Here is a 25,105-nt window from a genome sequence, read left to right as displayed (position 1 = left end):
TCTCATGGCCAGGCGCGGGAACTGGAGGAACAGGGGGAACAAGGGGAACTGGGGGAACGCCGTCCGGAGGCGGCGACGGGTCGGCCATGGAATCACCCGTCCCCCTGCGGGGTCAACGCGCGTTCGCGCAGCACCTCGCGGTAGACGTCGAGCACCTGCCCCGCCAGGACCTCCCACGTGTACTGGTCGGCGTGGGCGCGCGCCTGCCGGGCCAGCCGCCGCGCCAGGGCCGGGTCGTGCACCAGCCGGTGCAGGGCGCAGGCCAGCGCGGGAATGTCACCGGGCGGGACGAGCAGGCCGTCGACGCCGTCCCGCACGACGTCCGGGATGCCGCCCACGCGCGTGGCCACCACGGGCACCCCGACGTGCCGGGCCTCCACCAGCGCCGTGCCCAACTCCTCGTACCGCGACGGCATGACCAGCAGGTCGGCGTCCCGGAGCAGGGAGGGCACCCGGTCGTGCGGGACGAACCCGAGGAACCGCACCCGGTCCGCCACGCCCAGCGCGTCCGCCAGCCGCGCGAGGCGGTCCCGCTCCGGGCCGTCGCCCGCCAGCACGAGCCGCGCCGACGGGACGAGCGTGAGCGCGCGGACGAGATCGGCCACGCCCTTCTGCCGGTGCAGTCGGCCGAGGAACAGCACCCGGGGCCGGGGCACGTCGGCCAGCGGAGCGCCGTCGACGGTGTGGAACAGCGCGCGCCGAACCCCGGACGGGATCACGTGCAGCCGCTCCGGGGCGACGCCGTCCGCCGCGAGCAGGCGGGCGAGACGCGTGGTGAGGGTGATCACCGCGTGCGCGCGGTGTTCGCCGTATCCCTCCAGCACGCCGCCCACCACGCGCAACAACGCGGAGCGGAAGCCGTTGACCGCCAACGTGTGGCGGAGGCTGCTGTGGATGGTGAGCACCAGGGGCAGGCGGTGCCAGCGCGCCGCGAGGACGGCGATCGGCACGATCGCCAGGTCCTCGCCGAGGTGGGCGTGCACGACGTCGGCCCGCGCGGCCAGCCGGGGCACGAGCCGGGCGGCCGGCAGGGCGTAGCACTGGCGGAACCAGGCGACGCCGGCTCCGAGCCGGACGAGCACGGCGTGGCGGCCGAACGTGGAACACCGGACCCTGCCCGGCGGTCCCGTGGTGACCACGGTCTGGCGCACGCCGAGGGCGTCGAGCGCGCGGGTCAGCTCGCCGGTGTGGGTCTGCATGCCGCCGACGGGATCGAAGCGGGCCGGCGGCAACTCCCCGTCCCGCGCGGGTTCGAAGACCGAGGACAACCGCAGGACACGCATCGCATCCCCCTTCCGGTTGCCCCGCCGTCGCGCCGACGGCGGACCGTGCGTCCGCGTGGACGCGGCGACCACGCGGCGACCGGCAGGGAGCCGCCCGGAGCGCCTTCGGGGGCGCGCCGCCGGGACGGCGCCGGTTCTGGGTATCCCGCTGGTGCCGAAGTACGCGCGTCCTCACTCGTCCGGAGGGCGGTCCACCCTGGACCGCCGCCCCACGGGTCCTGACGGGACACGCCGAGCCGACGTGGGAACGTCGAGGAGGGAGACAACCCGATGAGCGAGCTTCAGGGCCTGCCCCCGCAACAGCAGGAGCCGCCGGGCGTCACCGGGGAGATGCGCCCCGAGCCGAAGGACTCCATGGCCGACTACGAGGGCCGGGGCCTGCTCGACGGGCGCAGGGCCCTCATCACCGGTGGTGACTCCGGCATCGGCCGCGCGGTCGCCGTGGCCTTCGCCAAGGAGGGCGCGGACGTCGCCATCGCGTACCTGAGCGAGCACGAGGACGCCCGGCGCACCGCGGAGCTGGTGGGCGAGGCCGGGCGGCGGTACGTGCTGATCCCGGGCGACCTCGCCGACGGCGAGCAGTGCCGCCGCGCGGTGAGCCAGACCGTCGACGAGCTGGGCGGGCTGGACCTGCTGGTCAACAACGTCGCGATGCAGCGCCCGGTGTCCTCCCCCGAGGAGGTCACCGAGGAGCAGTGGATGCGCACCTTCGACGTCAACATCCACAGCTTCTACCGGACCACGTGGGCGGCGCTGCCGCACCTGGCCGAGGGGTCGTGCGTCATCAACACCGCGTCGGTGAACGGGCTGCGGGGCAACAAGACGCTCATCGACTACTCGGCCACCAAGGGCGCGGTGATCGCCCTGACATACGCGCTCGCGCAGGCGCTGGCCGATCGGGGCGTCCGGGTGAACTGCGTCGCCCCCGGTCCGGTGTGGACACCGCTGATCCCGTCGACCTTCGGGTCGGAGAAGGTGGAGAGCTTCGGCGAGCAGGTGCCCCTCGGCCGGGCGGCGCACCCCGACGAGATCGCCCCGTCCTACGTGTTCCTCGCCGCGAACCGGCTGTCCTCCTACTACACCGGCGAGGTCATCTCGCCGCTGGGCGGAGAGACGATGCCGGGCTGACCCGAGCGGGAGTGAAACCGCTGGCGTTGCGCGCCGACGGGACCCCGCGTGCCGTCCCCATCGACCGGCAGTTCTTCCAGGCTCCGCGGTCATGGGGCTTGGGCGTTTCCGTCATCGGCCGTCCCGGCCACCACGTGCGCCCGTGGTGGCCGGGCACCCGCTTGTCCTGATCGCCTGCCACCACACCGCGCCGGTGCCCAATCGGGTGATCTCGCGGCGAACGTCCCTCCTTCTGTCGGTGGGGATCGCGAAGCTCGCCCCGTGTCCGCCATCGAGGAGGTCGCCGCCGCTGTTCGCGCCATCGCCGACCGCCTCCCCGACCAGGAGATCGCGATCGCGGTGGACGCCCTCCAGGACTGCCACACCGTGTTCGCGGCGGTCATGGAGGGAAGCTGGGCCGAGGAACCCGCCCTGGTCTCCACCTGGCTCGCCTCCGCCCTCCACCAACTGGCGGAGGTCACCCAGCTCCTCGCCGAACTCCGCACCAGACTCAACAACCTCGCCGACAACCTGGCCGCCCCACCAGCACCGGCAAACCTGGCGCCCGCACCACCAGCCCCAGCGCCCGCACCCGCGCCAGCAGCGCAGCGCCCCTTCCCCGTGGACCGCGAGTGGGGACAACGAGCCCGTGCGCGATTACCCACCCGCCCGAACGACAAGGGGCCGACTCTGGGAATCTACGTCGACGAAGACGGCATCGAGCATCCAGTTCGCTCCGGCCGAGAGGAGGACGGGGTGGACCTCGCCCTAGCCAAGCTCATGGTCGAGCAGGGGATGGTGCCGGCGATCATGAAGAATCCAGGCGGTGCCACTCACGTGGAGCTGAAGGTGGCGTACCGGATGCGTGCCAGCAACACCCAGTACGCCGAGTTGGCCATCAACAACAAGATTGATCGCGAGCAGTACGGCTGTCACGAGTTGCTCCCCAAAGTCCTGCTCCCCGGACAAACCATGGTCATCCACGACACCACAGGCACACACATCTACCGAGGAACACCACAGCCATGACGTACACGCTGGAGATCTACCTGCAATCCGAGGCCGAGGACGCGCTGCCGATGACCGCGCGGACCGCTGAGGAGGTGGATGCGGCAATCAAACGAGTCCTCACCGCCGCGGGGACGTTCAACCACAACCCCACCGCCTACGTGGTCGAAGGCCCGAAGTGGAAGGACAAGCCAGGGCACGGCCTGAAGTTCGACGTCGCGCCTGAGGAGAACATCGCCGCGCTCGTGTACTTCGGCCCCGGCTCCGACAGTCCGTCCATGTCGTTGTCCAACCTTCCGACGGGGAACGCCTCCCCCCTGTACCGGGACATCGACTCCGCCACCCCGTTCCCCGCCAACGCGGCCATCACCCTCGACCACCTCCGGGCCGCCGTGCACGAGTTCCACGAGTCCGGTGGGCTCCGGCCGACATGCGTGGACTGGCAGCCAGCCGACGGCTGGTGAAGTTGCCACGCACGCGACCAACAAGCCCCGCAACCAAGGAACGCCAGAGCCGTGAACTACACGCTGGAATTCGGCCTGGAAGCCGTGACCGATGACGCCACGATCATCGCCCGGAACGCGGAGGAGGTCGATGCCGCACTGGATCGCATCATCGCCGCGTCCGCCACGTTCAACCACAACCCAACGGCCTTCGTACTGGAGCGCCCAAGGCTCGGCCCCCTCCGGTTTCCCGACCACGGACTCAAGATCGACGTCGACCCCGAGCGCGGGGCCGCGGCACTCGCCTGGGTCGGGCCGGGCTACGACTCTCCCTGGATGACCCACTCCGATCGGAGCGTTTCCGGCGCCAGCCTGCACAAGGACATCGACTCCGCCACACCGTTCCCCGCGAACGCGGCCATCACCCTCGACCAGCTCCGGGCCGCCGTCCACGAGTTCCACGACTCAGGCGGACACCGACCAACCTGCGTGGAATGGCAACCAACCGACGGATGGTGACGACTCAAGATGTCAAATACAACGATCAGCGTCATGAACTACACGCTGGAGATCTACCTACAGTCGGCGGTCGACCAGGCCACGCCGATGTACGCGCGTACCCGACAAGAAGTCGACGCCGCCCTGGACCGGATCATCGCCGCTGCCGCCACGTTCAACCACAACCCCGCGATGTACGTGGTTGATGGACTGCAATGGAACGACATGCCCGCCCAGGAGCTTGCGATGGATGTTGATCCCCAGGCGAACATGGCGGCCCTGCGGTACTACGGCCCGGACTACGAGGGCGCCCAGGTGTCACTCGCAGAACCAGCCCCTGCCCGCGCTCCACGGCTCTACCGCGACATCGACTCCGCCACACCGTTCCCCGCGAACGCGGCCATCACCCTCGACCAACTCCGGGCCGCCGTCCACGAGTTCCACGAGTCCGGCGGACACCGACCAACCTGCGTGGAGTGGCAACCAGCCGACGGATGGTGACGCAGAGAACACCAAGTGTCGGTGCCGCCCCGGTTGACCAGAGAAAACCACTGTCCGTGCAGGTCAGAGCTTGCGGGACAGTGACCACACCCGGCACTGAGCAGCATCTGACGGCCACATCTGATCCCACGGGATCCGCCAGTTGATCTCGCTCGCGGGCTGGTCCGTGGGTGTGAACGCGCGCGCGAAACGGTCACGGTGTCGGTACGTCTCGTTACGCTCGGCGCACAACGTAGTGTCGCGCCCCCGCGCATGGCGCTCCTCGGAACGAGCGCGAGGGGTCTCGGGTGGCCAACGCGCGCCAGCCGTAGACGTGGGGCTTGGGTGCCACCATCGCAGGCGTGTTGGTTCCGCAGTGTTGCGCCAGCGCCAGAACCTCAGCGCCCCTTCCCCGTGGACCGCGAGTGGGGAAGACAAACCCGCGCCCGATTACCCACCCGCCCGAACAAAGCCGGACGAATTCTGGGTAACAACGAAGTTGACAAGGAATGGTTAGGCTGCCACGAACTGCTTCCCCGAGTACTCGCTCCGGGTCAGGTACTCGTCATTCACGACACCATTGGTACGCATGTCTACAAGGATGAGCTACACGGTGAGGTTCGGACTTCAGGCCAAGTCCGACCGTTGGAACTCGCGAGTTGCCCGGCTAGGGCCGCGTCGACCCTACCGAGTTCCGTTCGTCCCTGCCGAGTTTCGTGCGGCAGGCTCGGCACCGGTCGGCTGCGCCTGAGAGTTCACCCTGCTTCCTCACCTGCGTGTAGAGGCAGCAGCGGCTCCAGGGTGGAGACATCAGGTAGACCGCGAGGCCACCGCGTGCTGGCCGGTCAAAGGCGGAGTGCGAACCCCAGGCCGCTGTAGAGCCCCCTCGGCGCGTGTGCCTGACCTTCGGGCATTCCACCATCTGTGGATGTGTCCGGTGCGTCGCCCGGGGCGTTGCCGGGTCGGTTGTCGGCGTCACGCTCGCGTGGAAGCCGTCAAGTCCTGCGTTTAAGGCTTGGACTTGGGCGTGCTGGCGACGTCGTGCATGCACCGCTGCTCATCGCGATGTCGGCGACCAGCCGTGCCAGAAGCCACATCCCGTGTATCTTTCAGACTGTCCGGGCACGTCCCGGGTCGACCAGGGTCAACAGAACCTGTCGACTTCGTACCGCCGGATCTGCTCGTTGTTGGCCTCGTACTCGACCAGGCTGCTCCATCGGCACAGTCTGTGAAGACAGGGCATCTTCCACACACCGGAGCGCGCAACACTGGCGAGGAACGAACAAACGGGAGAGGGAGATCCTGGTCCTGGCGTTTACCAGTTGGAGCTACAGAGAATGCTCACCTGGATGATCTCCAACCTGCCCGCCCGCACCGCTTCGGCGTCCTCTGTAGACAGACCCTCGGCGGGCACCTTCCCCGCTGGCAGGCGGATGCCGCTGCCGAAGATCCCGCAGCCGTCGATCGGCCCCTGGGGCCGTTCCGTCTGTCGTTCCGGGTCGAAGAAGGGGTGCAGCAAGGGTCCCTTCACCAGGGCTTCGACGTTCCCGGTGGTGGGGGCGCCCACGAAGTAGGCGGTCAGGAAACGCCGGTCCTGGACGTTCTCGAACTGACGTCCGCCGAGGCGGTGCTCGGCCACACGGACCTGGCCGAGCACCGCCTCCATCTTCCCGTCAACGCTGGGGGCGGTGGATATCAGGAGCCAGAGGCCGCCGCTGACCAATGCCACGAAGAGACCGATCCCCATCAGGACCCCCACCGCGTACGTCAGCACTTTCGCCCTCATACCCCTGGTTCCTCCTACTTAGGGATGCACATGTACACACCGCTGTGACACATGATCTTATCCGCCTTGTCCCGGATCTTGCGAATGTCGTTCCGGTGGTTTAGTGGCTGACCCTCCCAGTCCTTGCCGTCGGGCCGGGAGATGTTGGGTGCCTTGTCGTGGCCCCAGTAGTAGTACATGTCCATGTTGTCCCAGTCGGAGTTGTTCTCTCTGGCCGCCTTGGACGTCTTCGGCAGCACCTCTTCCTTCAGGTACTTGTAGTAGTACGCGGTCGCCCACGGAACTCCCTCGGGATCGTCACGAGGTTCAGGTCGGGGACCGTGCCCTCGATCGGGCGGGGATCAACCTCGTCAACCTTGAGGCCCAGCTCGGCGCCCAGCGCCCGCATCTCCGCGTTGACCTCCGCCAGGCTGGGGTGGTCCTGGTCGATCGGCTCCGACATCAGCACGCTCGACAGCGAGAACGACTCGTTGCCGGCGAACGTCGGCACCAGCGCGATGTGGGGCACCCCGAGCCGGTGGGCGAGCAGGACGGCGGAGAACGACATCTGGTCGTGGCACACCGCGTCCGGCCGGTCCGCGCCGAAGACGTCGAGGAGGATCGGCAACTCGGCCCTGGTGCCCGCGAGGGCGCCGCGCAGGATGCCGACCAGGCCCTCGGTGGTGAACTTCAGGTCGGTCAGGGCGTTGGCGGGTGGTTCGGTCGGCAGTGGGACCGGGGTGGCTCCCGCGTCGGCCACGGTCGGGGCCAGGGCGCGGCCGGTCGCGTAGCTGACGCGGTGCCCGCGCTGGACGAGCTCCTCGACCAGCGGCAGGGTCGGGTTGACGTGGCCGTACACGGGCGGGCTGAGGAACGCGAAGTGCTTGCTCATGTCCCCTCGGTGTCTTCGTTCACCTGTTCATCCGCAGCGCGCTCCCATTGCGCCGCTCCGCCCCACCCAAACGCCTCCCCACCCGGCCTTGGTGCCACTTCGACAAAGTTTGTCCGCATCCGCGTGCCACTCCGCCCCCGTTTCTGTACCCCACCTACAACGACACCAGAGCCTCGATGCGCTCTCCCACCCCGCGAAACCGCCACCAACCCAACGCAGGCCGACCTCACCGCCGAGGGCCTGCGCGCGGCCGTGACGGAGGTCCACGAGGACGAGCGGATCCGGGCGAACACCGCGCGGATGCGCGAGACGATCCGGAACTGCGGCGGTGCGCGCCGCGGGGCGGACGTCATCGAGGAGTACCTGACGCGACGCGGGCAGGGCTGACCCCCGAGACGGCGCGGCGCGCGGAGCACACGCGCCGCGCCGTCCTCCTCGCCAACACGGGTATGCGTGAGCGCGCGAACCCGGGGTACCTCAGCGGTGAGGTGGAGGGGAGGCGGGGCATGGGTGTTCGACCTCATGTCCTCCCTTCCGGTTGACCAGCGAAAACCACTGTCCGTGCAGGTCAGAGCTTGCGGGATAGTGACCACACACGGCACTGGGCGGCATCGGACGGCCATATCTGATCCCACGGGATCCCACGGGATCGACCGGTTGATCATGCTCGCGGGCTGGTCCGTGGGTGTGAACGGCGCGCGCGGAACGGTCACGGTGTCGGTACGTCTCGTTACCCTCGGCGCGCAACGTAGCGCCCGCGTCCCCGCGCATGGCGCTCCCCGGAACGAGCGCGAGGGGTCTCGGGTGGCGACACGCACCAAGGGCGGGGTACTGCTCCCGGTGGTCATCGTGGTGGGCCTGGTCGCGGTGTTCGGCGCGAACAAGGTCATTGACACGGTGACCGGCATTTTCGGCGGCATCGCTGACGGATCGGAGATCATCGGGGAAGGGGGTGACCGGGTGGTGGTCGCGAGGGCCGCCGCGTCAGCCGCGAAGCAATGCACGGTGCAACAGATGATCTCTGCGCGACAGTGTGGGGACCTCACGGTGTTGATCGTGGACGCTTCCCGAATGCCGTTCATCGCGCGCAACACGAAGTTGGCGTGGGAGTCGGGCCGTCCGGGCATCCTGACCATGAACCGGAGTAGGCAAGCGGCCAACCGGGCGGCGGCGTGCCCGCGTAGCTTCCCGAGACCCTACGGTGGGTCGTGCGATGAATACCCGATGGCGGCCACGGACGAAGGCGGCAGTGGCGCGCGGACGGAAGAGGTGCCGGGCCGGGAGAACAGTTGTCAGGGGGCTCGTACGGCAGGCAGTACCCCAAGGACGGGGATCGGTTCCTGGTGGTGATCGCGTACCCGGATCTGATCGCGTCCGCTCCGTTCACGGGCACGGATATCGCCAAGGAGCAGGGTCTGTGCTGACCGAACTGGCCGGGAAATACACGTGGGCACGGGATATCGAGGCGTGGACGGCCGCCGTGATCGAGGGGCGCACGGCTGATGAGGTGATCCGCGCTTATGGTGGCGAGGCCGGCAACCCGGTTGGCTACTACACGTTCCCGGAAGCGGGAGACCTGCAAGGACCGGGCGGACTGGAACCGTTGCGGTTCCACGTTCAGGTTCTCGACACGGCCGGGCATGTCGTGGCGATGGAGAACAACGGGTGGACGGGCAGTATCCCGGAGATCGCGCGTCGGTGCTCGGCGAACGGCGGACGGTTCTTCTCCGTGTACTGGACCGTGAATGCGTCCGGCACGGTATGTCAGGCGATTGACGGCCAGGTCACCGCGTACTTCGAATCGCTGTACCCGATCGCGCCCGACACGCAACCAGGAGAGATTCGGCCGCCGTGGTCGATCGGGCCGGAGGCGGACCCGGACTCGGCGTGGCAGACCTGCATGGCGCTGATGGAGCACCAGACCGGGCTCGTGTTCGAGCGGGAATGGACGGAAACCGCGTTGCCCACCTACCGCATTCCCGACCCTGACGCCATGCTGCGGGACGTGGACAACGCGCGCCAGCCGTAGACGTGAGGGGTTGGGTGTGCCCCTGGCAGGCGTGTTGGTTCCGCGGCTTGCGCCAGCGCTGGTCAAGGGTGGGCAGGCTGTGAAAGTGCCGGTCGGTCCGGGCCAGCGCGGCCATGCGGTGGCCGCGGCGCGCCTCCTCGTCGACAATCCGGGTGCTCGGACATGCCCTGCTCGGGGTGGAGGTAGCCGTGCGTCTTCCTCTCGTGGTGCTCACGGGTGTCGTGTTCCTGACCGGTCTGGCCGCCCCGGCGCACGCCGCCGAGCACGGCAGGCGCGAGGAGCCTCTCGCGGCGACCCCGCCGATGGGCTGGAACAGTTGGAACAGGTTCGGCTGCGCCATCGACGAGGACCTGATCCGTCGCACGGCTGACGCGCTCGTGTCGTCGGGCATGCGCGACGCCGGCTACGACCACGTGAACATCGACGACTGCTGGATGGCGCCCGAACGGGACGCCGAAGGCAGGCTCCAGGCCGACCCGGACCGGTTCCCCTCCGGCATCCGGGCGCTCGCCGACTACGTCCACGCGCGCGGGATGCGGTTGGGGATCTACTCCTCGGCCGGGACCCGGACCTGCCAGGGGCTCCCCGCGAGCCTGGACCACGAGGAGGTCGACGCGCGGACGTTCGCGGAATGGCAGGTCGACTACCTGAAGTACGACAACTGCGACAACCTCGGCCGGCCGGCGTTCGAGCGCTACCTGCGGATGGGTGAGGCGTTGCGCGCCACGGGTCGGCCCATCGTCTACAGCATCTGCGAGTGGGGCGAGAACGCGCCGTGGGAGTGGGGCCGTGAGGTCGGCGGCAACCTGTGGCGCACGACCCAGGACATCAAGGACACCTGGGACAGCGTCCTGGGGATCCTCGACCGCCAGGCCGGGCTGGAGGAGCACTCCGGGCCGGGAGGGTGGAACGACCCGGACATGCTGGAGGTCGGCAACGGCGGCATGTCCGAGTCCGAGTACCGCGCGCACTTCTCGTTGTGGGCGCTCCTCAACGCGCCGCTCATCGCGGGCAACGACGTCGCGGAGATGTCCGAGGCGACGCGGCGCATCCTGCTCAACCGCGACCTGATCGCGGTCAACCAGGACTGGGGCGGGATGCAGGGACGCCGGGTGCGTGACGACGGAGACCAGGAGGTGTGGGCGAAGCCGATGTCGGACGGCTCGGTGACGATCGTGTTGCTCAACCGGGGCGACGCGCCGAGCACGGTCGGTGTGCGCCCGGACGAGACGGGGTTGCCGCTCGCCTCCGGCTACCGCCTGCGCGACCTGTGGACTGGCGAGGAGACCAGGACCGGCACGCTGGTCGAGGCCGAGGTTCCGGTACACGACGTGGTCGTGTACCGGATCTGGCCTACTGAATGACTTGCTGTGTGAGGAAACCCTCCCGCCTGGCGCCGGGAGGATCGACGGTCAGGGCAACAGGATCAGGACAACTCGGTCAGGGCAACAGGATCAGGACAACCCGGTCAGGACAACAGAGTCGCGACGGCGTCCGCGAAAGCCTGGGGAACCTCCTGCGGAACGTTGTGGCCCACACCCGGCAGGAACCGGTGTTCGTACGGGCCGGTGAACAGGTCCCGGTCGCCGGACGCCCTCGGCCCGCCGACGCCGTCCGCCCCGCTTTCGAGCACGACGGTCGGGACGGTGATGAGCGGCTGCCGCGCGATGCGGTCCTCCAACTCCTGGTAGCGGGGGTCGCCCTCGACCAGCGCGTACCGGTGCCGGTAGGAGTGGATCACGACGTCGACGAAGTCGGGGTTGTGCAGACTCGGCGCGCTGGCGGGGAAAGCCGCCGACGCCTGCTCCCAGGTGGGAGACCAGGTGCGCCACAGCAGCTCGCAGAGTTCCTCGCGGTTGCGCTCCAACCCGAGACGGCCGCGCTCGGAGTGGAAGTAGTACTGGTACCAGTAGGTCCTCTCCCATTCCGGTTTCGTGGGCTCGCCGGAGCTGGCGATGTGCTGGACGTTGTACCCGTCGACGGTGACGAGGCCGCGCACACGCTCGGGGAACAGGGCCGACACGATGCACGCGGCCCTGCCACCCCAGTCGTAGCCGCCGACGACGGCCTTGTCGATGGCGAGGGCGTCCATGAAGTCGAGGAGGTCCTGCGCCAGCGCGGCCTGCTGGCCCGAGCGGGGCGTCGCGTCGTCACGGAACCGCGTCGGCCCGAAGCCTCGCAGGTAGGGCGCGAGCACGTGTGCGCCCCGGTCGGCGAGGATCGCCGCGACGTCGTCATAGGCCCGGACGTCGTACGGGAACCCGTGCAGGAGGATCACTGGTGTCCCGGCGGGGTCACCGGCACTTTCGTACGCGATGTCCAGAATCGGTGTCGTGACCTGGCCCGACGAAGAGAAACCCATCCTCTGATCCTGTCATGGCGAGCACCGGATGGTCAGCGTTGTTCCCTGCGTTGTTGTTCCCTGCGTTGTTGTTCCCTGCACTGTCGTCGTTCGCGGTTCCAGCGGCGGAGGTCCCTGCGGACCCGGCGAAAGAGCTGTGCGGCCCGGCGGAACACGGGTGGCAGCAGCAGCCAGGCGACGAGTGGTGATCGCGAGGTAGCGACTGTCCGGCTCATCCCCGCGTGTGCGGGGCCGATTGGACCACCATCGGGTGGGACGAACACATGGTCGAACCATCCCCGCGTGGGCGGGGCCGATACTTTCTGACCTCGCGTGCGTGCGGTAGGGCCGTGCGGGGACCGCCAGGGGCACTGGTGTCATCGTCGTTTTCGGGTGGTCCTTCGCCTGGCGCCACCGCGTCCGCGGAGCTGGACTCCGGCCTCGATGAGGATGCGGTGCACGAACCCGTAGGACCGGCCGGTGGCCCTCGCCAGGGAACGGATGCTCGCTCCTTTCTCGTACTTCTTCTTCAGGTCGGCGGCGACCTGCTGGCGGAGCCGACCGGTGATCCGGGCAGCCGGTTGCATCTTCAACGCGTGCTCCTCGTGGCCTGCGTCGTCGGGGTCGTGGGTGGCTCGTCCCTGCGCTGTCGGCGTTCGTGGTTCCAGCGGCGGAGGTCCCTGCGGACCCGGCGGAACAACTGCGCGGCCCGGCGGAACACGGGTGGCAGCAGCAGCCAGGACATGATGATGACGTCGACGGCGATCGCGGCCAGGTTGATCACGAACGTGGTCACCGACCTCGCCTCCACCAGGAGCGGCGAGGCTGGCCGCGTTTGCGCTGGCTGACGCTTTCCTGTCGAAGTTCGCGCTGTCGGAGTTCATAGGCCAGCAGCGCCCGGGGTGGGACGGGCAGGACGACCCGGACCCGGCGGCGACGCAGCGGGGCCATGGAGGCCTCCCACGCGGCGGTCTCCTCGGGGGTGGGGTGGTGCAGCACCCGGAGGTTCGGCATCAGGACCCGAGGGTCCACAGTGGAGGGTTTCCTGCGGAGGATCTTCCACAGTTTCGTGCGGAATCGCATGACAGGTCGGCGCTTTCAGTGTCAGGGCGGGTCAGGCGAGGCTGAGGCCGGCGGCGAGGAGGAGCAGCAGGATCAGGAACCAGGTGAGCCGGTAGCGCTCCCGCAGGGGTGGGCCGGGCTGGAAGTGGGAGTCGTCGACCACGGTGATCCCGGGCGGGGGTGCGGGGATGGTGTTGTCTCGGGCGCAGGCGTAGCAGACGACCCTCACGCACTGGTTCCAGTGCTGGAGGCGCAGGGGTGCGGTCAGGGCGATGCTTTCGGCCAGGGCGAGACCGAACTCGCTGGTGGTGAGCATGCTGGTGCTTTCGTGGGGTTGTGCGTGTGAGGGGAATCGGGGGTGGTGTGGTCGGGTTCGGGGGTGGACTGCCAGCGGGCGATGTGGCGGGCGAGGGTGGCGCAGGCCGAGCAGGAGGGCCAGTCGGGAAGGGGCTTGCCGGTGGCGGGGGCGACATTGAGGCGGCAGAGCGTGGTGACGGTGATGAGCCTCGGACGGGTGGGGGTGGGATAGGCGTGGAGTTGTCCGGCGTGGCCGACCTAGGTGAGGCCGGGCAGGCGTGGGTGCGGGGTGGTCACGGCGTCCTCCACAGTGGACAGATGCGGAGAGGTGTGAGTGAGGCGTTGGTGGGGGTGGCGGGGCCGGGACGTGGTCGTCCGGGGGCCGGCCCCCGCCACCCCTGGGGAGACCCAGCGCGTGGGGTGCGGTCGGGGCGCGTCACGCTGGGCCGGGCCGGGGTTAGGGGGTGCGGAGGAGGTAGCTGAGGATCGGCTGGGGTGGGCCGATGCGTTTCTCGGCGATGTCGTCCTCGGGTGGGACGGCGAGGTGCACCTCGCACAACCGCTGCGGGCTGTCGCCCTTGCTGGTGGGGAGGACGTCGACGACGATGATCCAGCGTTGTCCGGCGGGGATGTGGTGTTTGAGGAAGTAGGCGTGGGCGTAGGCGGTGGCGTAGACCTCGGGTCCGCCGGGGACGATGTGCCAGTAGTCGTCGTCCTCGGGCTCGGTGTGTTCGAAACGCAGCACGCGCCGGCCGCGTTCGATGCGGAACAGTTGGATCCGGTGGCGGGCCGAGGGCAGGGGGTGTTTCGGACGCCATTTCACGACCATGGCTAGCCCTCCCGCAGCACGGGCAGGGGTGTGGTGGCCTCCGGGTCGGACCCGAGGGTGGGGGTGGGGCCGAGGCGGTGGAGCCGGTCCAGGGTGCGTTCGATCAGGCGTTGAGTCTCGGCGGAAGTTTCGGGGGTGTCTGGGTTTCTCGCGTGAGAGGTCCGGTGTGGACGGTTCCACCGGTGACGGCGGAGAAGGTCGGAGGCGGGCACCCCGCCGCCGTGGGGCCGGAGCGCGTGGCGGGGCAGGGATGAGGGCGTGCCGACGGGTTGGGTTGGCGCGGGTCGGGCCATGGCGAACACCAGGCCGACGAGCAGCATGGCGACCATGCCGGCAGTCACGAACTGGATCACGGGAAGACCTCCCATGTGTCGTCGTGAAGATGGCGCGACGAAACCCTGACGTGGAGCGAGAAGGCGGGTCCGCCGAGGGAAGACCGCCGCGTCGCGCTACAACCCAGGGGGTGGCGAACAGGTTGGCGCGGCGGGCGCTATCGTTACGTCAGCGGTGAACTTGTGCTACAGGTCACTACCTCACTTGTTAGTTGACTGTAGAGCGACGGCCACCCGGACACCATGCTCCTATCGGGTGGATCTCACATGTGAGAAACCGTCAGATCTTCCAGGCCCTGGAGGCTGTCCCGGCATGACCAAGTCATGGATGCGAATCAGTCCGCCCCTGATCAAGCGCTACATCGCGCTCCAGCTCGTCCGGTTCAGGAAGAACGTCGGCGCGAGCCAGGAGGAGGTCCAAGCCGCCACAGGCGTGTCGCGCGCGAACCTGGCCCAGCTTGAGACCGCGAGGCATCTGCCCAAGCCCCAGATCACCGAGCGCCTGCTGACGTTCTACGGCGTGCCCGAGAAGATCCGCGACTTCTGCCAACTCGTGGAGGCCGCGAAGGTCACCGATCCCTGGACGCACATCGAGTCCAACATCAAGGACTTCGACCTGTTCCTGGGATTGGAGCAGAGCGCGACCACCATCGAGTCGTTCGACGCCGTGGCGGTGCCCGGGCTGCTCCAGACCCCGGAGTACGCGCGGGCGGTGTTGGCCGCTTCGGCTCCAGCGTTGTCCATCGAGGAAATCGAAGGCTTCGTCCAGCAGCGCATGGAGCGGCAGGCGGTGTTCAAGCGCAGCAACCCGCCGAGCGTGTGGGCCATCGTGACGGAGGGCGCGCTGCGCTGCGTCGTCGGTGGACCGCAGGTCATGGCTGATCAGCTCGACCATCTGATGGCGATCGCTCGTCAACCTGGGATACAGCTTCAGGTGACCCCAGCGAACGCTGGTGCACACGCCAGCATGCAAGGCTCCTTCTCGGTGTTCGGGTTCACCACCACGCTGATCGGGATCGGCTATCTGGAGAGCGTCGTTCGAGGAACCTTCGTCGACGAGCCCGAAGAAGTCGAACGGTTGGTCGCCGTGATGAACGCCCTGCGCATCACGAGCTTGAGTCCAGCCGAGTCGATGGTGTTCATTGAGCGGGTACGGAAGGAGGTGACGACTTGATCAACACATGGAAGACGTCCAGCCGCAGTGGGAACCACGGCGGCCAGTGCGTCGAGATCGGTGGTGGGCCGGGCACGGTCGCGATCCGGGACAGCAAGAACCGGGCTGGTGGCCAGCTCACGCCGAAAAAGGCCGCATTCACCGCGTTCGTCAACACCGTGAAACAGGGCCGACTCGACCTGAGCTGACCCAGACGGACCGACGGCGGGGGCCAGACCTGTTGGCCCCCGCCATCGCATGTCACGCTACCGCTCCCAGCGGCCCAGCACCTCCGCCTGACACGACCAACGGAAGCCAAACCCCCGCCCCGGCACCCTTGAAGCCTTAGCCCCAGAGGCGGAAGGAAGTGCGGGATGACCTCGAACCTGAACAGGACGACCTGGCGCAAGTCGAGCAGGAGCCAGGGCAACGGTGCCTGCGTCGAAGTCGCGGCAGTCAAGGATGCCGCTGCGATGCGAGACTCGAAGAACCCCACCGGCCCGGCACTCGTGTTCGCGCCGGTGGCGTTCACCGCGTTCGTCAACACGGTGAAGCAGGGGCTGCTCGACCTGAGCTAACCCTGGCGGACCGACGGCGGGGGCCAAACCAGATGGCCCCCCGCCGTCGCGTTCTCACGCTACCGCTCCCAGCGGCCCAGCACCTTCGCCTGACACGACCAACGGAAGCCAAACCCCCGCCCCGACGCCCTCGAAGCCTCAGCCCCAGAGGCGGAAGGAAGCGCGGGATGACCCCGAACCTGAACAGGACGACCTGGCGCAAGTCCAGCCGCAGCGGAGCGACCAACGCACACTGCGTTGAGGTGGCGTCCGTGGCGGACGTCGCCGCCGTGCGGGACTCGAAGAACCCCACCGGCCCAGCGCTCGTCTTCACCCCGGCCACATTCACCGCTTTCGTCGAGTCCGTGAAGTCTGGCCGACTCGACCTGCGCTGATGAGGTCGGACTGAGGCGGGGGCCAGGCGTGTTGGCCCCCGCCGTCGCATGTCACGCTACCGCTCCCAGCGGCACAGCACCTCCGCCTGACCCCACCAACCGAAGCCAAACCCCCGCCCCGACACCCTCGAAGCCTCAGCCCCAGAGGCGGAAGGAAGCGCGGGATGCCCCCGAACCTGAACAGGACGACCTGGCGCAAGTCCAGCCGAAGCGCTAACCACGGTGGCCAGTGCGTCGAGGTGGCGGGCAACCGAGACGGCATCGCCGCCCTGCGGGACTCGAAGAACCCCACCGGCCCAGCGCTCGTTTTCACCCCGGCCACGTTCACCGCTTTCGTCGAGTCCGTGAAGTCTGGCCGACTCGACCTGAGCTAACCCTGGCGGACCGACGGCGGGGGCCAGACCAGATGGCCCCCCGCCGTCGCGTTCTCACGCTACCGCTCCGAGAGGCGCAGCACCTCCGCCTGACACGACCAACGGAAGCCAAACCCCCGCCCCGGCACCCTCGAAGCCTCAGCCCCAGAGGCGGAAGGAAGCGCGGGATGCCCCCGAACCGGAACAGGACGACCTGGCGCAAGTCCAGCCGCAGCGGAGCGACCAACGCACACTGCGTTGAGGTGGCGTCCGTGGCGGACGTCGCCGCCGTGCGGGACTCGAAGAACCCCACCGGTCCAGCACTCGTCTTCACCCCGGCCACGTTCACCGCTTTCGTCGAGTCCGTGAAGTCTGGCCGACTCGACCTGAGCTGACCTTGAGAGCGCCCCGGGGATGAGGCCGACGGCCTCACCCCCTGGTGCTTCACATGCAGCCTTTCGAGGTAGGTACGGCGACAGTGTCGTTGGGCAGCGGCCGTGCGTCGGCGCTGGTGAAGCGACACAGCGCGGGTTCCTCCGGCGGGATTGTCCCAGCTCGGTATGACAGTCCTGGCCAAGTTATCCACATCCCCCGAAGTTATCCACAGCGGAGCGTGATGCTCTTGGAGGTTCCGTGTTGGACGGATAGGCTGGAGCGGGGCTCGCCCCCCAGGGCGGGTGGGGGCTGTCCGTGGTGGGGATGCGCGTGAGGCCCGAGGGCCCCGCCCCTCGACCAGGAACATCAAGCGTGAGCAACGGGCAGATCAGCCGTTGCCAAGCGGTTCACAGCTCCATCGGCTGCCAGCGCACCGCTGTGGGCCGGCGGCCGGTCACGCGGTACTCGTCCAGCGCCGCCACCACGAGTTCGGCGAGCACCTCGGCGCGGGGCGGGAAGCCCACCTCGAACCACACCGGAGGCTCGCCCCCTTCTCCCTCGTCCTCGCCGAGGTTCTCGCAGACCTGGGGCAGGCTTTCGCCCAGGTTCGTCGGCTGGTCCGGCCGCCGGCGGAAGGTCAGCCGCCCGTCAGTATTTCCAGGTGGTGCCGGTGCCGCGGTACTGCTCGACGGGGATGGGCTTGACTCCATCACGCATCCGGTCGGTGTAGAGGTGGCCGTGCAGATGGTCGATCTCGTGGGCGACGAGGCGGGCCACGCCACGCTCGAACACGGTGATCTTCTTTTGCCCGTCGATGGTGGTGTGCTCTACGTGGATCACGTGGGAGCGGGGAACCTGGCCCCGGACGTCGAAGAAGGACAGACAGCCCTCGTACTGCTCGTCGATCTCGCCCGCGGACTCGATGATGGTGGGGTTGAACAGGGTGATCGTCTCACCATCCGGGGTTCGGATGATCGCGGCGGCACGGTCGATCCCGATCTGCGGTGCGGCGATGCCCATGCCCTTGCCGAAGGTGTGCGCCTGGGCGACCCGCTCGGCTGTGGAGTTCAGCGCCGTCACCACGCGGCGCGCGTCCTCGGCCTCGGCCGGCAGGTCGAAGCGGCGGGCGACTCGCCGCAGCGCCGGATCGGTGTCCTGCACGATGCCGAGGGAGGCCATCACTTCGTTCGGTGCGGGCGGTGGGCCGTCGTCGGTGTTGTCGCGGCCGCGGAAGTCCCATTCGAGTCGGTAGCGGGCGTGGAGCGGCGGGTCCTCGCATGTCCAGGAGAAGACGTGCCGGTCGCCGTTGTCGTCCCGCGTGATCGCGGTGGCAAAGGGCATGGCATGCGCGGTCATCGAGGTGTGCAGTCCCCACACGGCGGCCGAGAGGTCCGCAGGGAAATCGAGGCAGACCGACAGGGTGCGGGTCGGGAGCCGGACAGCACGCTGGAACCAGTTGCCCCAGTGATCGCCGCGAACGGTGTACTCGTATTCGATCCAGCAGGATTCCCCTGGGTACAGGGGGAAGTGTCCGTGCTCGCCGGCGAACAGAAGCCAGACTTCCTTGAACGCGGCGCGGTCGTGGTGGGCTGTCCAGTCCATCGGGTTGGAGCGGGTCTGGCCGTGCCAGGCGTGTAGGTCGATCTCGTCCCAGGTGAGTGGGTTCTCGCTGTAGAGCTGATTCGAGCGTTCCGGGTCGCCGGGGAAGCGGTCGACGGAGATGCGGATCAGGTAGCGGGTGATTGGTCCAGCGCCCTGGTTAAGCAGGTGACGGCGCTGGATGAGTCGGTAGACGCCGTCGTCGTAACGCAGGGTGGCGTCGTCGTGATCGACCACCAGGCTCCCGGTTTGCTGATCAACCACCGGTGGCGCTGGTGGGCGGACTTTGGTGGGGCGGTGGGCTTCGAACTCGTGGAAGGCTGCGCGCAGGGCTCCGCCCGCGCGCAGCGCGGCTTCGGCGTGCCCAGCGAAGGCTTCGGAGGGGGGTTCGGCACCGGAGAGCACCTTGGACACGTAGGAGCGGTCGTAGCCCATGGCCTTGGCCAGCCCGGTGCGGGAGAAGCCTCGCACGTCGCGCCAGCGTTCGAGTTCGACGGCGAACACGTTCACCTCGGTGCCCGGTTCGCCGGTGTCGGTGGTGCTGGTCGAGCCTGTCGTCATCGCCGCCTCCACCCAGCTCGGGGGGCCGTGAGTGTGCGTGAACGCACCGTGAGTCGCTCCTCAGCCTAGTGGCACATCCGCAGGGGGAGGTCTTCTTGGCCTGTCAGCGTGCGCTTCCGATCAGTTCAGGATGAGGGTGGGCCTGTCGTGATCGCCTGTGGTGACCAGACGATTCGCGGAATCCGCACGCCGAGTCATGGATGGGAAAGGGCACCGGAATCGCTTGGCCGTCCTCCCGTGGCCGATCCGCGCCGGGCTGGCGCGCAGGTGGTGTCCGGGGGTCGGTGCCGGCCGCGACAAAGGTCTCCTCTGTCTGGCCGGATCGAAGAGTGCGGCATCCGATCCACTCGACTGGGGAAGCTGGTCGCTGCGTGCGCGCGCCGCACCTGCCCGCGCAGCCCGCTGAGCTTCCACCAACCCGACGAGCACGCTGCTGCCCGCAGCGCCCCGGATGGTGTCGGCCGGTCGGCGGGCCGTCGCGCCGCTGGGGCCCGCATCGCGGCCACGGCCCTCGACGTGGCGCGTTCCCCCGGCATCCGCCCCAAACCGAGCACCACGGACTCCCCCGCGCAGCCGGCGATCCTGTCTGGCGCAACCAGCTCCTGGCCGCCGAAAGCCTTGCTCCACATCGGCTTCGGTGACCGGGTTGAGAGGGAAAACCCGTGCACCAGGGAAGGAGAGGACATGTCCGCATTAACCATCGTCGAGACCCCGGTCGAGACGATGACCGCCGTCGAGGACCCGTTCGCCCTCGACGTGCAGATCATCACCGACGTTCCGGCCGGTCATCCGCTGGCTGCTTGCAAGGGCGGCACCGACGACGGCTGCGACCCCACCTGCGCGTCCGCCTGCGTCAGCGGCGGTGTGTGACGGTCTGTTGCCGACCGTGAGGTGCCGGGGCCGGAAGACGTCTTCGGGCCCCGGCACCTCCCCGCCCACTCGCTCCCAATGGCCTGGAGGACTGCTGGATGCGTGCCCGCGACAGGAAACCGCTCTACCGCCACGTCGACGTCGCGTTGCTGCGGGCCGCTGCTGCACCGCTGACCGACACCTGGCACGACTGGCCCGACCTGACCGACATTGACGGGTGCGGGCGGTGGCTGGAGCAGACGTGGTCCCGGCCCGATCTCGCCGACGCCGTGCGCCAGGCCAGCCCGTCCCTGGGCGAAGGCGTGGACGCCATCCGCGCCGGACACACCGTGAGCGGCAAGCAGATCCGCAGCGCCACCTTGTCCACCGCGCGGTACCTGTTACGCAGCATCGGTCGCCCCACCCCATTCGGCTTGTTCGCCGGTGTGGCTCCCGCGGTCCTGGCCAGGACCGCGAAGGCGGCCTGGGGCGAGGACCATCGGGGCGTGGCCCGTGCCAACACCGGATGGCTGGCTGACATCACTGGGCGCCTGGAACGGTGCCCCGACCTGTTGGAACGGTTGCACGTGGTGGTCACCGACCTCGCCGTGCGCCGCGGCGGGCGACTCGAAGTGCCGCAAGGGTCGAACAGGGTGACCATCCGCCACACCCGCGCGGTCGCGGCCGTGGCCGAGCTGGCCGCGACCCCGGTCCGGTTCGGGACGTTGATCGACACGCTGGCCGAGGAGTTCACCACCGAACGGTCGCGGGCGCGGGACATGCTCACCGAACTCGTGCGGCAGGGCTACCTGCTGACCAGCCTGCGCGCCCCGTTCACCGTCACCGACCCGTTCGCACATCTGATGGACCGGCTGCGTGAGGTCGACGCCGCCTCCATCGCCGACGTCGCGGCGTTGATCGGTAACCTCGACGCCATCCTGAACGAGCTGCGCCGTCACAATCATGAGGCGACCCCGCGGGTCGAGCAGAGCCGTATCCGCGCCACGGTCACCCGCCGGATGCGGGACCTCTCCCCGGAGGGCCGCACCCCGCTGGCGGTGGACCTGCTGCTGGACTGCGCAGTGGCACTGCCCCACCAGGTCGCCCAGGAGATGGAGCGGGCCGCCAGCGCCCTGCTGCGCCTGACCCGGCAGCCGACCGGCGAAACCGTCTGGCGCGACTACCACGCGGCCTTCCTCGACAAGTACGGCATGGGCACGCTGGTGCCGCTGGCTGACGTCCTCGACCCGGACTCCGGGCTGGGGTATCCGGCGGGGTACCGCGGCAGCGTGCTGCCCACGCCGGCCCCAGGTTCCTCGGAACGGGACGTGCGGCTGCTGGCGCTGGCCTGGCAGGCGATGGCGGACGGCACCCGGGAGATCGTCCTCACCGACAAAATGATCGGCGAGCTGACCGACGAGGCGTTCGACGATCACTGCATCCCGCCGCATGTGGAGCTGTCCGCTCGCGTCCACGCCGTCTCCACGCAGGCGCTGGAACGCGGCGAGTTCCTGCTCTCCGTCGCGCCCGCCCGCTCGGCCGGCACCCTCACCAGCCGGTTCACCCCGACGGCCACCGGTACCGGCCTGGCGCAGGCATATAGGACGCTGCCCGCCGCCACCGACGGGGCACTGCGGGCGCAGATGTCGTTCGGGCCGCTGTACCCGCACGCGGAGAACATCTGCCGCGTCCCGGCCTACCTCGACCACATCCTCCCGCTGGGCGAACACCGCCGGCCGGGCGAGGAGAGCCTGCTCACGATGGACGACCTGGCCATCACCGCGACCGGTGACCGACTGCACCTGGTCAGCCTCTCGCGGCACCAGGTCGTGGAGCCGCAGGTGTTCCACGCGCTCGCGCTGGACAAGCAGCCCCCGCCACTGGCCCGGTTCCTGGCGCACCTGCCCAGGGCGTTCTCCGCCGCCTGGTACCAGTTCGACTGGGGACCGCAGCTCCGGCTGCCGTTCCTGCCGTGCGTGCGCTACCGGCGCACCGTGCTGTCCCCGGCCCAATGGCGGCTGACCCCCGACGACCTCCCACCCGGCAAGGCCAGTCCCGGCCAGTGGCGGCAGGTGCTCGACCAGTGGCGGCGCCGCTGGGACTGCCCCGATGTGGTCGAACTCCGCGACGCCGATCGCACACTGCGCCTGACCCTCGACGAGCCGACCCACGCCACCCTCCTGCACGCCCACCTCAAACGGCACGGCCAGGCCATCCTGTTCGCGGCCACCCCGGCCGCCGACTACGGCTGGATCGGCGGTCATGCCCACGAGATCGCGCTGCCCCTCGTCACCACCCGGCCGCCGGCACCCCACCCGCTGTCCGGCGCCCTACCCGCGGTGACCAACACCCACGGGCACCTGCCCGCCACCCCGGAAACCGCCTGAATCTCGGCGAAGCTGTTCACCCACCCCGAACGGATCGGCGAGATCATCACCGCCCACCTTCCCGAGCTGCTGACCTCGCTGGGCACCCCCGCGTGCTGGTGGCTGCGCTACCGCAGCCCGCAGGAGACAGACCACCTGCGGCTGCGGCTGCACACCACCCCTGGCCGCTACGCTGCGTGCTCGGCAGCGGTCGGGGAGTGGACAGCGCGGATGCGGCAAGCGGGACTGGTCGGGCGGTTGGTGTTCGACACCTACTTCCCGGAGGTCGGCCGCTACGGGCAGGGTGAGGCGCTGGAAGCCGCGGAGAACGTCTTCGTCGCCGACTCCGCCACCGTGACCGCGCTGTTGCGGCATCTACCTGCGGTGGAGCCGAATCTCGCGCTGGTCGTGGCGAACATGGTGGGCATCGTCGCCGGTTTCGTGGGCGACATCGGCGAGGCAATGGGCTGGCTGACCGCCAGGCCGGTCCCGGCCGCCACCGTCGACCGGGCGGTGGCGGAGCGAGCGATCTGGCTCGCCACGGACCCGGCCAGGGTGCGGTCGCTGACTGGCTGGCACGGTGACATCGAGCGGGCTTGGAACAGGCGCGCCGACGCGCTGGCTGGCTACCGCGAGGCGCTGCCCCCGGAAACGAACACTGACGTGGTGCTGGAGTCGCTGCTGCACCTGCACCACAACCGGCTGATCGGCATCGACCGGGACAGCGAACGCGCCTGCCGCCGCCTGGCCCGGCGTGCCGCGCTCGCCTGGCGACACCGTCCCTGCGGAGCGGCCCGGTGACGACCTACACCGCCCCGCACACGCCACCGCCCGAGCACGATCCCGAGCCCGGCTGGGGCCAATCCTTGGCGAACGGAGCCGCCGGGCTGGCGCTGCTGCACATCGGCTACGCCCGTGCCGGGATCGGGGACTGGGGCAGCGCCCACCACTGGGTCAGGGCCATGACCCGCGGCGGCGTGGCCGCCGACCCGGACGCCAGCCTGTACCGGGGCGCCCCGGCGGTCGCGTTCGTGCTGCGCACCGCTGGTCTGCCCGCCTACCACGGTGTGCTGCGCGAACTCGACGCGCACATCGCCGGGATCATCCGCACCCGCCTGGACCGGGCGCACGAGCGGATCGACCACGGTGAACTGCCCGCGCTGCGGGAGTTCGACCTGATCAACGGGCTGACCGGACTCGGGGTGTACCTGCTGCACACCGTGCAGACCGATCCGCGTCACCCCGGCGGTGCCTTGCTGCGCGACGTGCTGGCCTACGTGGTCCGGCTGACCGGCGAGATCACCGTGGACGGCGCTCGGCTGCCCGGCTGGTGGACCGCGGACGGGCCGTCCGGCCGCCTCGATCCCCGCTGGCCCGGCGGTCACGCCAACCTGGGCATGGCGCACGGCATCGCCGGGCCGCTGGCGCTGCTGTCCGTCGCCATGATCGGCGGCATCACCGTGCCCGGCCAGGCTGAGGCGGTCGAGCTTACCGACCGGTGGCTCAGCTCCTGGCGTTGCGGCCCGGAGAACCAACCGTGGTGGCCGGGCATGATCTCGCGCCGGGAATGGACCAACGCCGCCGTCGCGACGCCGGGGCCGCAACGGCCGTCCTGGTGCTACGGCACCCCTGGCCTGGCTCGCGCCCTGCACCTGGCCGGCCAGGCACTGGACGCCCCCACCAAAGAGACCGAGGCCAAGTCGGCGCTCGTCGCGTGCATCACCGACGACGCCCAGCTCGACCAGCTCGGCGACGACACGCTCTGCCACGGATGGGCTGGGCTGGTGCACACCGCCCGCCGAATGCTCGCCGGCGGCGAAGACGCCGAGGACCTCGCCCGGCTGGAACACCGCTGGTGGAGCCGCCGCACCCAGGAAACGCGGACATCCTCGGACCTCAGCGGGATGCTGGAAGGCGGCGCTGGCGTCGCGCTCACCGACCTCCCCGCAGGCGCCACATGGGACGCCTGTCTGCTCACCGCCCCGCCCTCGGGTGCACCGATCAGCTCGCCCGAATCGGTGACAACACACGAAAGGAACCGGATGACCGACTTCACCAGCACTGCCCCCAGCACCCGCCCCGAGAACCTGCGCGAGCAGATGATCAGCCACATCCGCACCGCCGGTCACCTGCGCTCCGAGCGCATCGAGCAGGCGTTGCGGGCCGTGCCCCGGCACCGGTTCGTGCCCGCCGCCTCGGTCGAGGAGGCGTACGCGAACAAGGCGATCACCATCAAGCCCGGCGAGGATCGGCCGGCGAGCTGCGTCTCCGTGCCGACCGTGGTGGCGATGATGCTCGGCCAGCTCGACCCGCGACCCGGCGACCGCGTGTTGGAGATCGGCGCCGGAACCGGATACAACGCCGCCCTGCTGGCCGAACTCGTCGGACCGACCGGCAGCGTCACCACCGTCGACATCCACCCCGACGTCACCGACCACGCCCGCGCCGCCCTGGGTGAGACCGGCTACGACCGGGTGCGGGTGATCACCGGCGACGGCGCCCTCGGCGAGCCGGACCACGCCCCCTACGAC

General features: G+C 69.3%; 32 protein-coding genes. 19 read left to right on the top strand and 13 right to left on the bottom strand.

Annotation, left to right across the window (positions count from 1 at the left end):
* Nucleotides 1-92: 92 nt before the first annotated feature.
* Nucleotides 93-1,283, bottom strand: a complete 1,191-nt coding sequence (locus tag LX15_RS04740; RefSeq protein ID WP_253668235.1) for a glycosyltransferase family 4 protein — start codon at nt 1,281-1,283, stop codon at nt 93-95.
* Between the two features lie 270 nt (nt 1,284-1,553).
* Here LX15_RS04740 and LX15_RS04735 point away from each other — a divergent pair, with 270 nt between their 5' ends.
* The 5 genes from LX15_RS04735 (at nt 1,554) to LX15_RS04715 (ending at nt 4,840) form a co-directional block, all read left to right on the top strand.
* Nucleotides 1,554-2,411, top strand: a complete 858-nt coding sequence (locus LX15_RS04735; protein ID WP_253668234.1) for an SDR family oxidoreductase — start codon at nt 1,554-1,556, stop codon at nt 2,409-2,411.
* Nucleotides 2,412-2,672: 261 nt separating this feature from the next.
* Nucleotides 2,673-3,419: a DddA-like double-stranded DNA deaminase toxin gene (locus tag LX15_RS04730; RefSeq protein WP_253668233.1), complete on the top strand. Its 747-nt coding sequence runs from the start codon at nt 2,673-2,675 to the stop codon at nt 3,417-3,419.
* Nucleotides 3,416-3,862 carry an Imm1 family immunity protein gene (locus LX15_RS04725; RefSeq protein ID WP_253668232.1) on the top strand — a complete coding sequence of 149 codons (447 nt, stop codon included), beginning with the start codon at nt 3,416-3,418 and terminating at the stop codon, nt 3,860-3,862. Before LX15_RS04730 ends, LX15_RS04725 begins: the two co-directional genes overlap by 4 nt.
* 51 nt (nt 3,863-3,913) lie before the next feature.
* The gene (locus LX15_RS04720) at nt 3,914-4,360 is read left to right on the top strand and encodes an Imm1 family immunity protein (protein WP_253668231.1); all 447 of its coding nucleotides are present in this window, start codon (nt 3,914-3,916) and stop codon (nt 4,358-4,360) included.
* Between the two features lie 33 nt (nt 4,361-4,393).
* Nucleotides 4,394-4,840 carry an Imm1 family immunity protein gene (locus LX15_RS04715; RefSeq protein ID WP_253668230.1) on the top strand — a complete coding sequence of 149 codons (447 nt, stop codon included), beginning with the start codon at nt 4,394-4,396 and terminating at the stop codon, nt 4,838-4,840.
* 1,294 nt (nt 4,841-6,134) lie between these two features.
* On the opposite strand, the gene LX15_RS04710 is transcribed toward LX15_RS04715, so the two are convergent.
* Genes LX15_RS04710 through LX15_RS04700 form a run of 3 tightly spaced genes read right to left on the bottom strand, consistent with a single transcriptional unit; the run spans nt 6,135 to nt 7,476 of the window.
* Nucleotides 6,135-6,605 carry a hypothetical protein gene (locus LX15_RS04710; protein ID WP_253668229.1) on the bottom strand — a complete coding sequence of 157 codons (471 nt, stop codon included), beginning with the start codon at nt 6,603-6,605 and terminating at the stop codon, nt 6,135-6,137.
* Between the two features lie 14 nt (nt 6,606-6,619).
* Nucleotides 6,620-6,844, bottom strand: a complete 225-nt coding sequence (locus LX15_RS04705; protein ID WP_253668228.1) for a hypothetical protein — start codon at nt 6,842-6,844, stop codon at nt 6,620-6,622.
* Between the two features lie 8 nt (nt 6,845-6,852).
* On the bottom strand, nt 6,853-7,476 hold the full coding sequence (locus tag LX15_RS04700) for a glycosyltransferase (protein ID WP_253668227.1): 624 nt from the start codon (nt 7,474-7,476) through the stop codon (nt 6,853-6,855).
* A gap of 252 nt (nt 7,477-7,728) precedes the next feature.
* On the opposite strand from LX15_RS04700, the gene LX15_RS32190 reads away from it, so the two are divergent.
* From LX15_RS32190 to LX15_RS04685, 4 genes are all read left to right on the top strand, one after another.
* Nucleotides 7,729-7,863, top strand: coding sequence for a hypothetical protein (locus LX15_RS32190; RefSeq protein WP_301303993.1), 135 nt, complete (start codon nt 7,729-7,731; stop codon nt 7,861-7,863).
* Nucleotides 7,864-8,139: 276 nt separating this feature from the next.
* The gene (locus LX15_RS04695) at nt 8,140-8,826 is read left to right on the top strand and encodes a NucA/NucB deoxyribonuclease domain-containing protein (RefSeq protein ID WP_253668337.1); all 687 of its coding nucleotides are present in this window, start codon (nt 8,140-8,142) and stop codon (nt 8,824-8,826) included.
* 67 nt (nt 8,827-8,893) lie between these two features.
* On the top strand, nt 8,894-9,505 hold the full coding sequence (locus LX15_RS04690) for a DUF6461 domain-containing protein (RefSeq protein ID WP_253668226.1): 612 nt from the start codon (nt 8,894-8,896) through the stop codon (nt 9,503-9,505).
* A gap of 188 nt (nt 9,506-9,693) precedes the next feature.
* The gene (locus tag LX15_RS04685) at nt 9,694-10,869 is read left to right on the top strand and encodes a glycoside hydrolase family 27 protein (RefSeq protein WP_253668225.1); all 1,176 of its coding nucleotides are present in this window, start codon (nt 9,694-9,696) and stop codon (nt 10,867-10,869) included.
* A 104-nt stretch (nt 10,870-10,973) separates the two neighbouring features.
* Here LX15_RS04685 and LX15_RS04680 read toward each other — a convergent pair whose 3' ends face one another.
* From LX15_RS04680 to LX15_RS04650, 7 genes are all read right to left on the bottom strand, one after another.
* A complete protein-coding gene (locus tag LX15_RS04680) occupies nt 10,974-11,783 on the bottom strand; it encodes an alpha/beta fold hydrolase (RefSeq protein WP_253668224.1) in 810 nt (269 codons plus the stop codon).
* Nucleotides 11,784-12,223: 440 nt separating this feature from the next.
* Nucleotides 12,224-12,433, bottom strand: a complete 210-nt coding sequence (locus tag LX15_RS04675; protein WP_253668336.1) for a helix-turn-helix domain-containing protein — start codon at nt 12,431-12,433, stop codon at nt 12,224-12,226.
* 2 nt (nt 12,434-12,435) lie between these two features.
* Nucleotides 12,436-12,642 carry a hypothetical protein gene (locus LX15_RS04670; RefSeq protein ID WP_253668223.1) on the bottom strand — a complete coding sequence of 69 codons (207 nt, stop codon included), beginning with the start codon at nt 12,640-12,642 and terminating at the stop codon, nt 12,436-12,438.
* Entirely contained in the window at nt 12,639-12,929 is a 291-nt protein-coding gene (locus tag LX15_RS04665) for a hypothetical protein (protein ID WP_253668222.1), read from the bottom strand. Before LX15_RS04665 ends, LX15_RS04670 begins: the two co-directional genes overlap by 4 nt.
* A gap of 31 nt (nt 12,930-12,960) precedes the next feature.
* Nucleotides 12,961-13,224, bottom strand: a complete 264-nt coding sequence (locus tag LX15_RS04660; RefSeq protein WP_253668221.1) for a hypothetical protein — start codon at nt 13,222-13,224, stop codon at nt 12,961-12,963.
* 438 nt (nt 13,225-13,662) lie between these two features.
* A complete protein-coding gene (locus LX15_RS04655; RefSeq protein ID WP_253668220.1) occupies nt 13,663-14,034 on the bottom strand; it encodes a hypothetical protein in 372 nt (123 codons plus the stop codon).
* Nucleotides 14,035-14,036: 2 nt separating this feature from the next.
* On the bottom strand, nt 14,037-14,387 hold the full coding sequence (locus tag LX15_RS04650) for a hypothetical protein (protein ID WP_253668219.1): 351 nt from the start codon (nt 14,385-14,387) through the stop codon (nt 14,037-14,039).
* 292 nt (nt 14,388-14,679) lie between these two features.
* Between LX15_RS04650 and LX15_RS04645 the strand changes: the two genes are divergently transcribed.
* From LX15_RS04645 to LX15_RS04620, 6 genes are all read left to right on the top strand, one after another.
* Nucleotides 14,680-15,540: a helix-turn-helix domain-containing protein gene (locus tag LX15_RS04645; protein ID WP_253668218.1), complete on the top strand. Its 861-nt coding sequence runs from the start codon at nt 14,680-14,682 to the stop codon at nt 15,538-15,540.
* A complete protein-coding gene (locus tag LX15_RS04640; protein WP_253668217.1) occupies nt 15,537-15,728 on the top strand; it encodes a DUF397 domain-containing protein in 192 nt (63 codons plus the stop codon). Before LX15_RS04645 ends, LX15_RS04640 begins: the two co-directional genes overlap by 4 nt.
* Before the next feature lie 165 nt (nt 15,729-15,893).
* Nucleotides 15,894-16,097 (top strand): DUF397 domain-containing protein, encoded by a 204-nt coding sequence (locus LX15_RS04635; RefSeq protein WP_253668216.1) that lies wholly within the window; start codon nt 15,894-15,896, stop codon nt 16,095-16,097.
* A 167-nt stretch (nt 16,098-16,264) separates the two neighbouring features.
* Nucleotides 16,265-16,471, top strand: coding sequence for a DUF397 domain-containing protein (locus LX15_RS04630; RefSeq protein ID WP_253668215.1), 207 nt, complete (start codon nt 16,265-16,267; stop codon nt 16,469-16,471).
* 164 nt (nt 16,472-16,635) lie between these two features.
* A complete protein-coding gene (locus tag LX15_RS04625) occupies nt 16,636-16,845 on the top strand; it encodes a DUF397 domain-containing protein (protein ID WP_253668214.1) in 210 nt (69 codons plus the stop codon).
* Between the two features lie 167 nt (nt 16,846-17,012).
* Nucleotides 17,013-17,219: a DUF397 domain-containing protein gene (locus LX15_RS04620; protein ID WP_253668213.1), complete on the top strand. Its 207-nt coding sequence runs from the start codon at nt 17,013-17,015 to the stop codon at nt 17,217-17,219.
* 387 nt (nt 17,220-17,606) lie between these two features.
* Here the strand turns inward: LX15_RS04620 and LX15_RS32965 are convergent, their stop codons facing one another.
* Nucleotides 17,607-17,735 (bottom strand): Imm1 family immunity protein, encoded by a 129-nt coding sequence (locus LX15_RS32965; RefSeq protein WP_253668212.1) that lies wholly within the window; start codon nt 17,733-17,735, stop codon nt 17,607-17,609.
* A 112-nt stretch (nt 17,736-17,847) separates the two neighbouring features.
* Entirely contained in the window at nt 17,848-19,359 is a 1,512-nt protein-coding gene (locus LX15_RS04610) for a peptide deformylase (RefSeq protein WP_253668211.1), read from the bottom strand.
* A gap of 684 nt (nt 19,360-20,043) precedes the next feature.
* On the opposite strand from LX15_RS04610, the gene LX15_RS04605 reads away from it, so the two are divergent.
* The 4 genes from LX15_RS04605 to LX15_RS04590 form a co-directional block, all read left to right on the top strand.
* Complete coding sequence (locus LX15_RS04605; protein WP_253668210.1) at nt 20,044-20,229, top strand: FxLD family lanthipeptide; 186 nt, start codon at nt 20,044-20,046, stop codon at nt 20,227-20,229.
* A gap of 98 nt (nt 20,230-20,327) precedes the next feature.
* The gene (locus tag LX15_RS04600) at nt 20,328-22,595 is read left to right on the top strand and encodes a lantibiotic dehydratase family protein (RefSeq protein WP_253668209.1); all 2,268 of its coding nucleotides are present in this window, start codon (nt 20,328-20,330) and stop codon (nt 22,593-22,595) included.
* Entirely contained in the window at nt 22,596-23,375 is a 780-nt protein-coding gene (locus LX15_RS04595) for a thiopeptide-type bacteriocin biosynthesis protein (protein WP_308213411.1), read from the top strand.
* Nucleotides 23,372-25,105: lanthionine synthetase LanC family protein (locus LX15_RS04590; protein WP_253668208.1), on the top strand; the 1,734-nt coding region annotated here is incomplete at its 3' end. The genes LX15_RS04595 and LX15_RS04590, both read left to right, overlap by 4 nt.

This window comes from Streptoalloteichus tenebrarius (assembly GCF_024171885.1).
Lineage (GTDB): Bacteria > Actinomycetota > Actinomycetes > Mycobacteriales > Pseudonocardiaceae > Streptoalloteichus > Streptoalloteichus tenebrarius.
The sequence above is the reverse complement of the archived record's forward strand: the minus strand, read 5'-3'. Positions and strand labels throughout refer to the sequence as shown.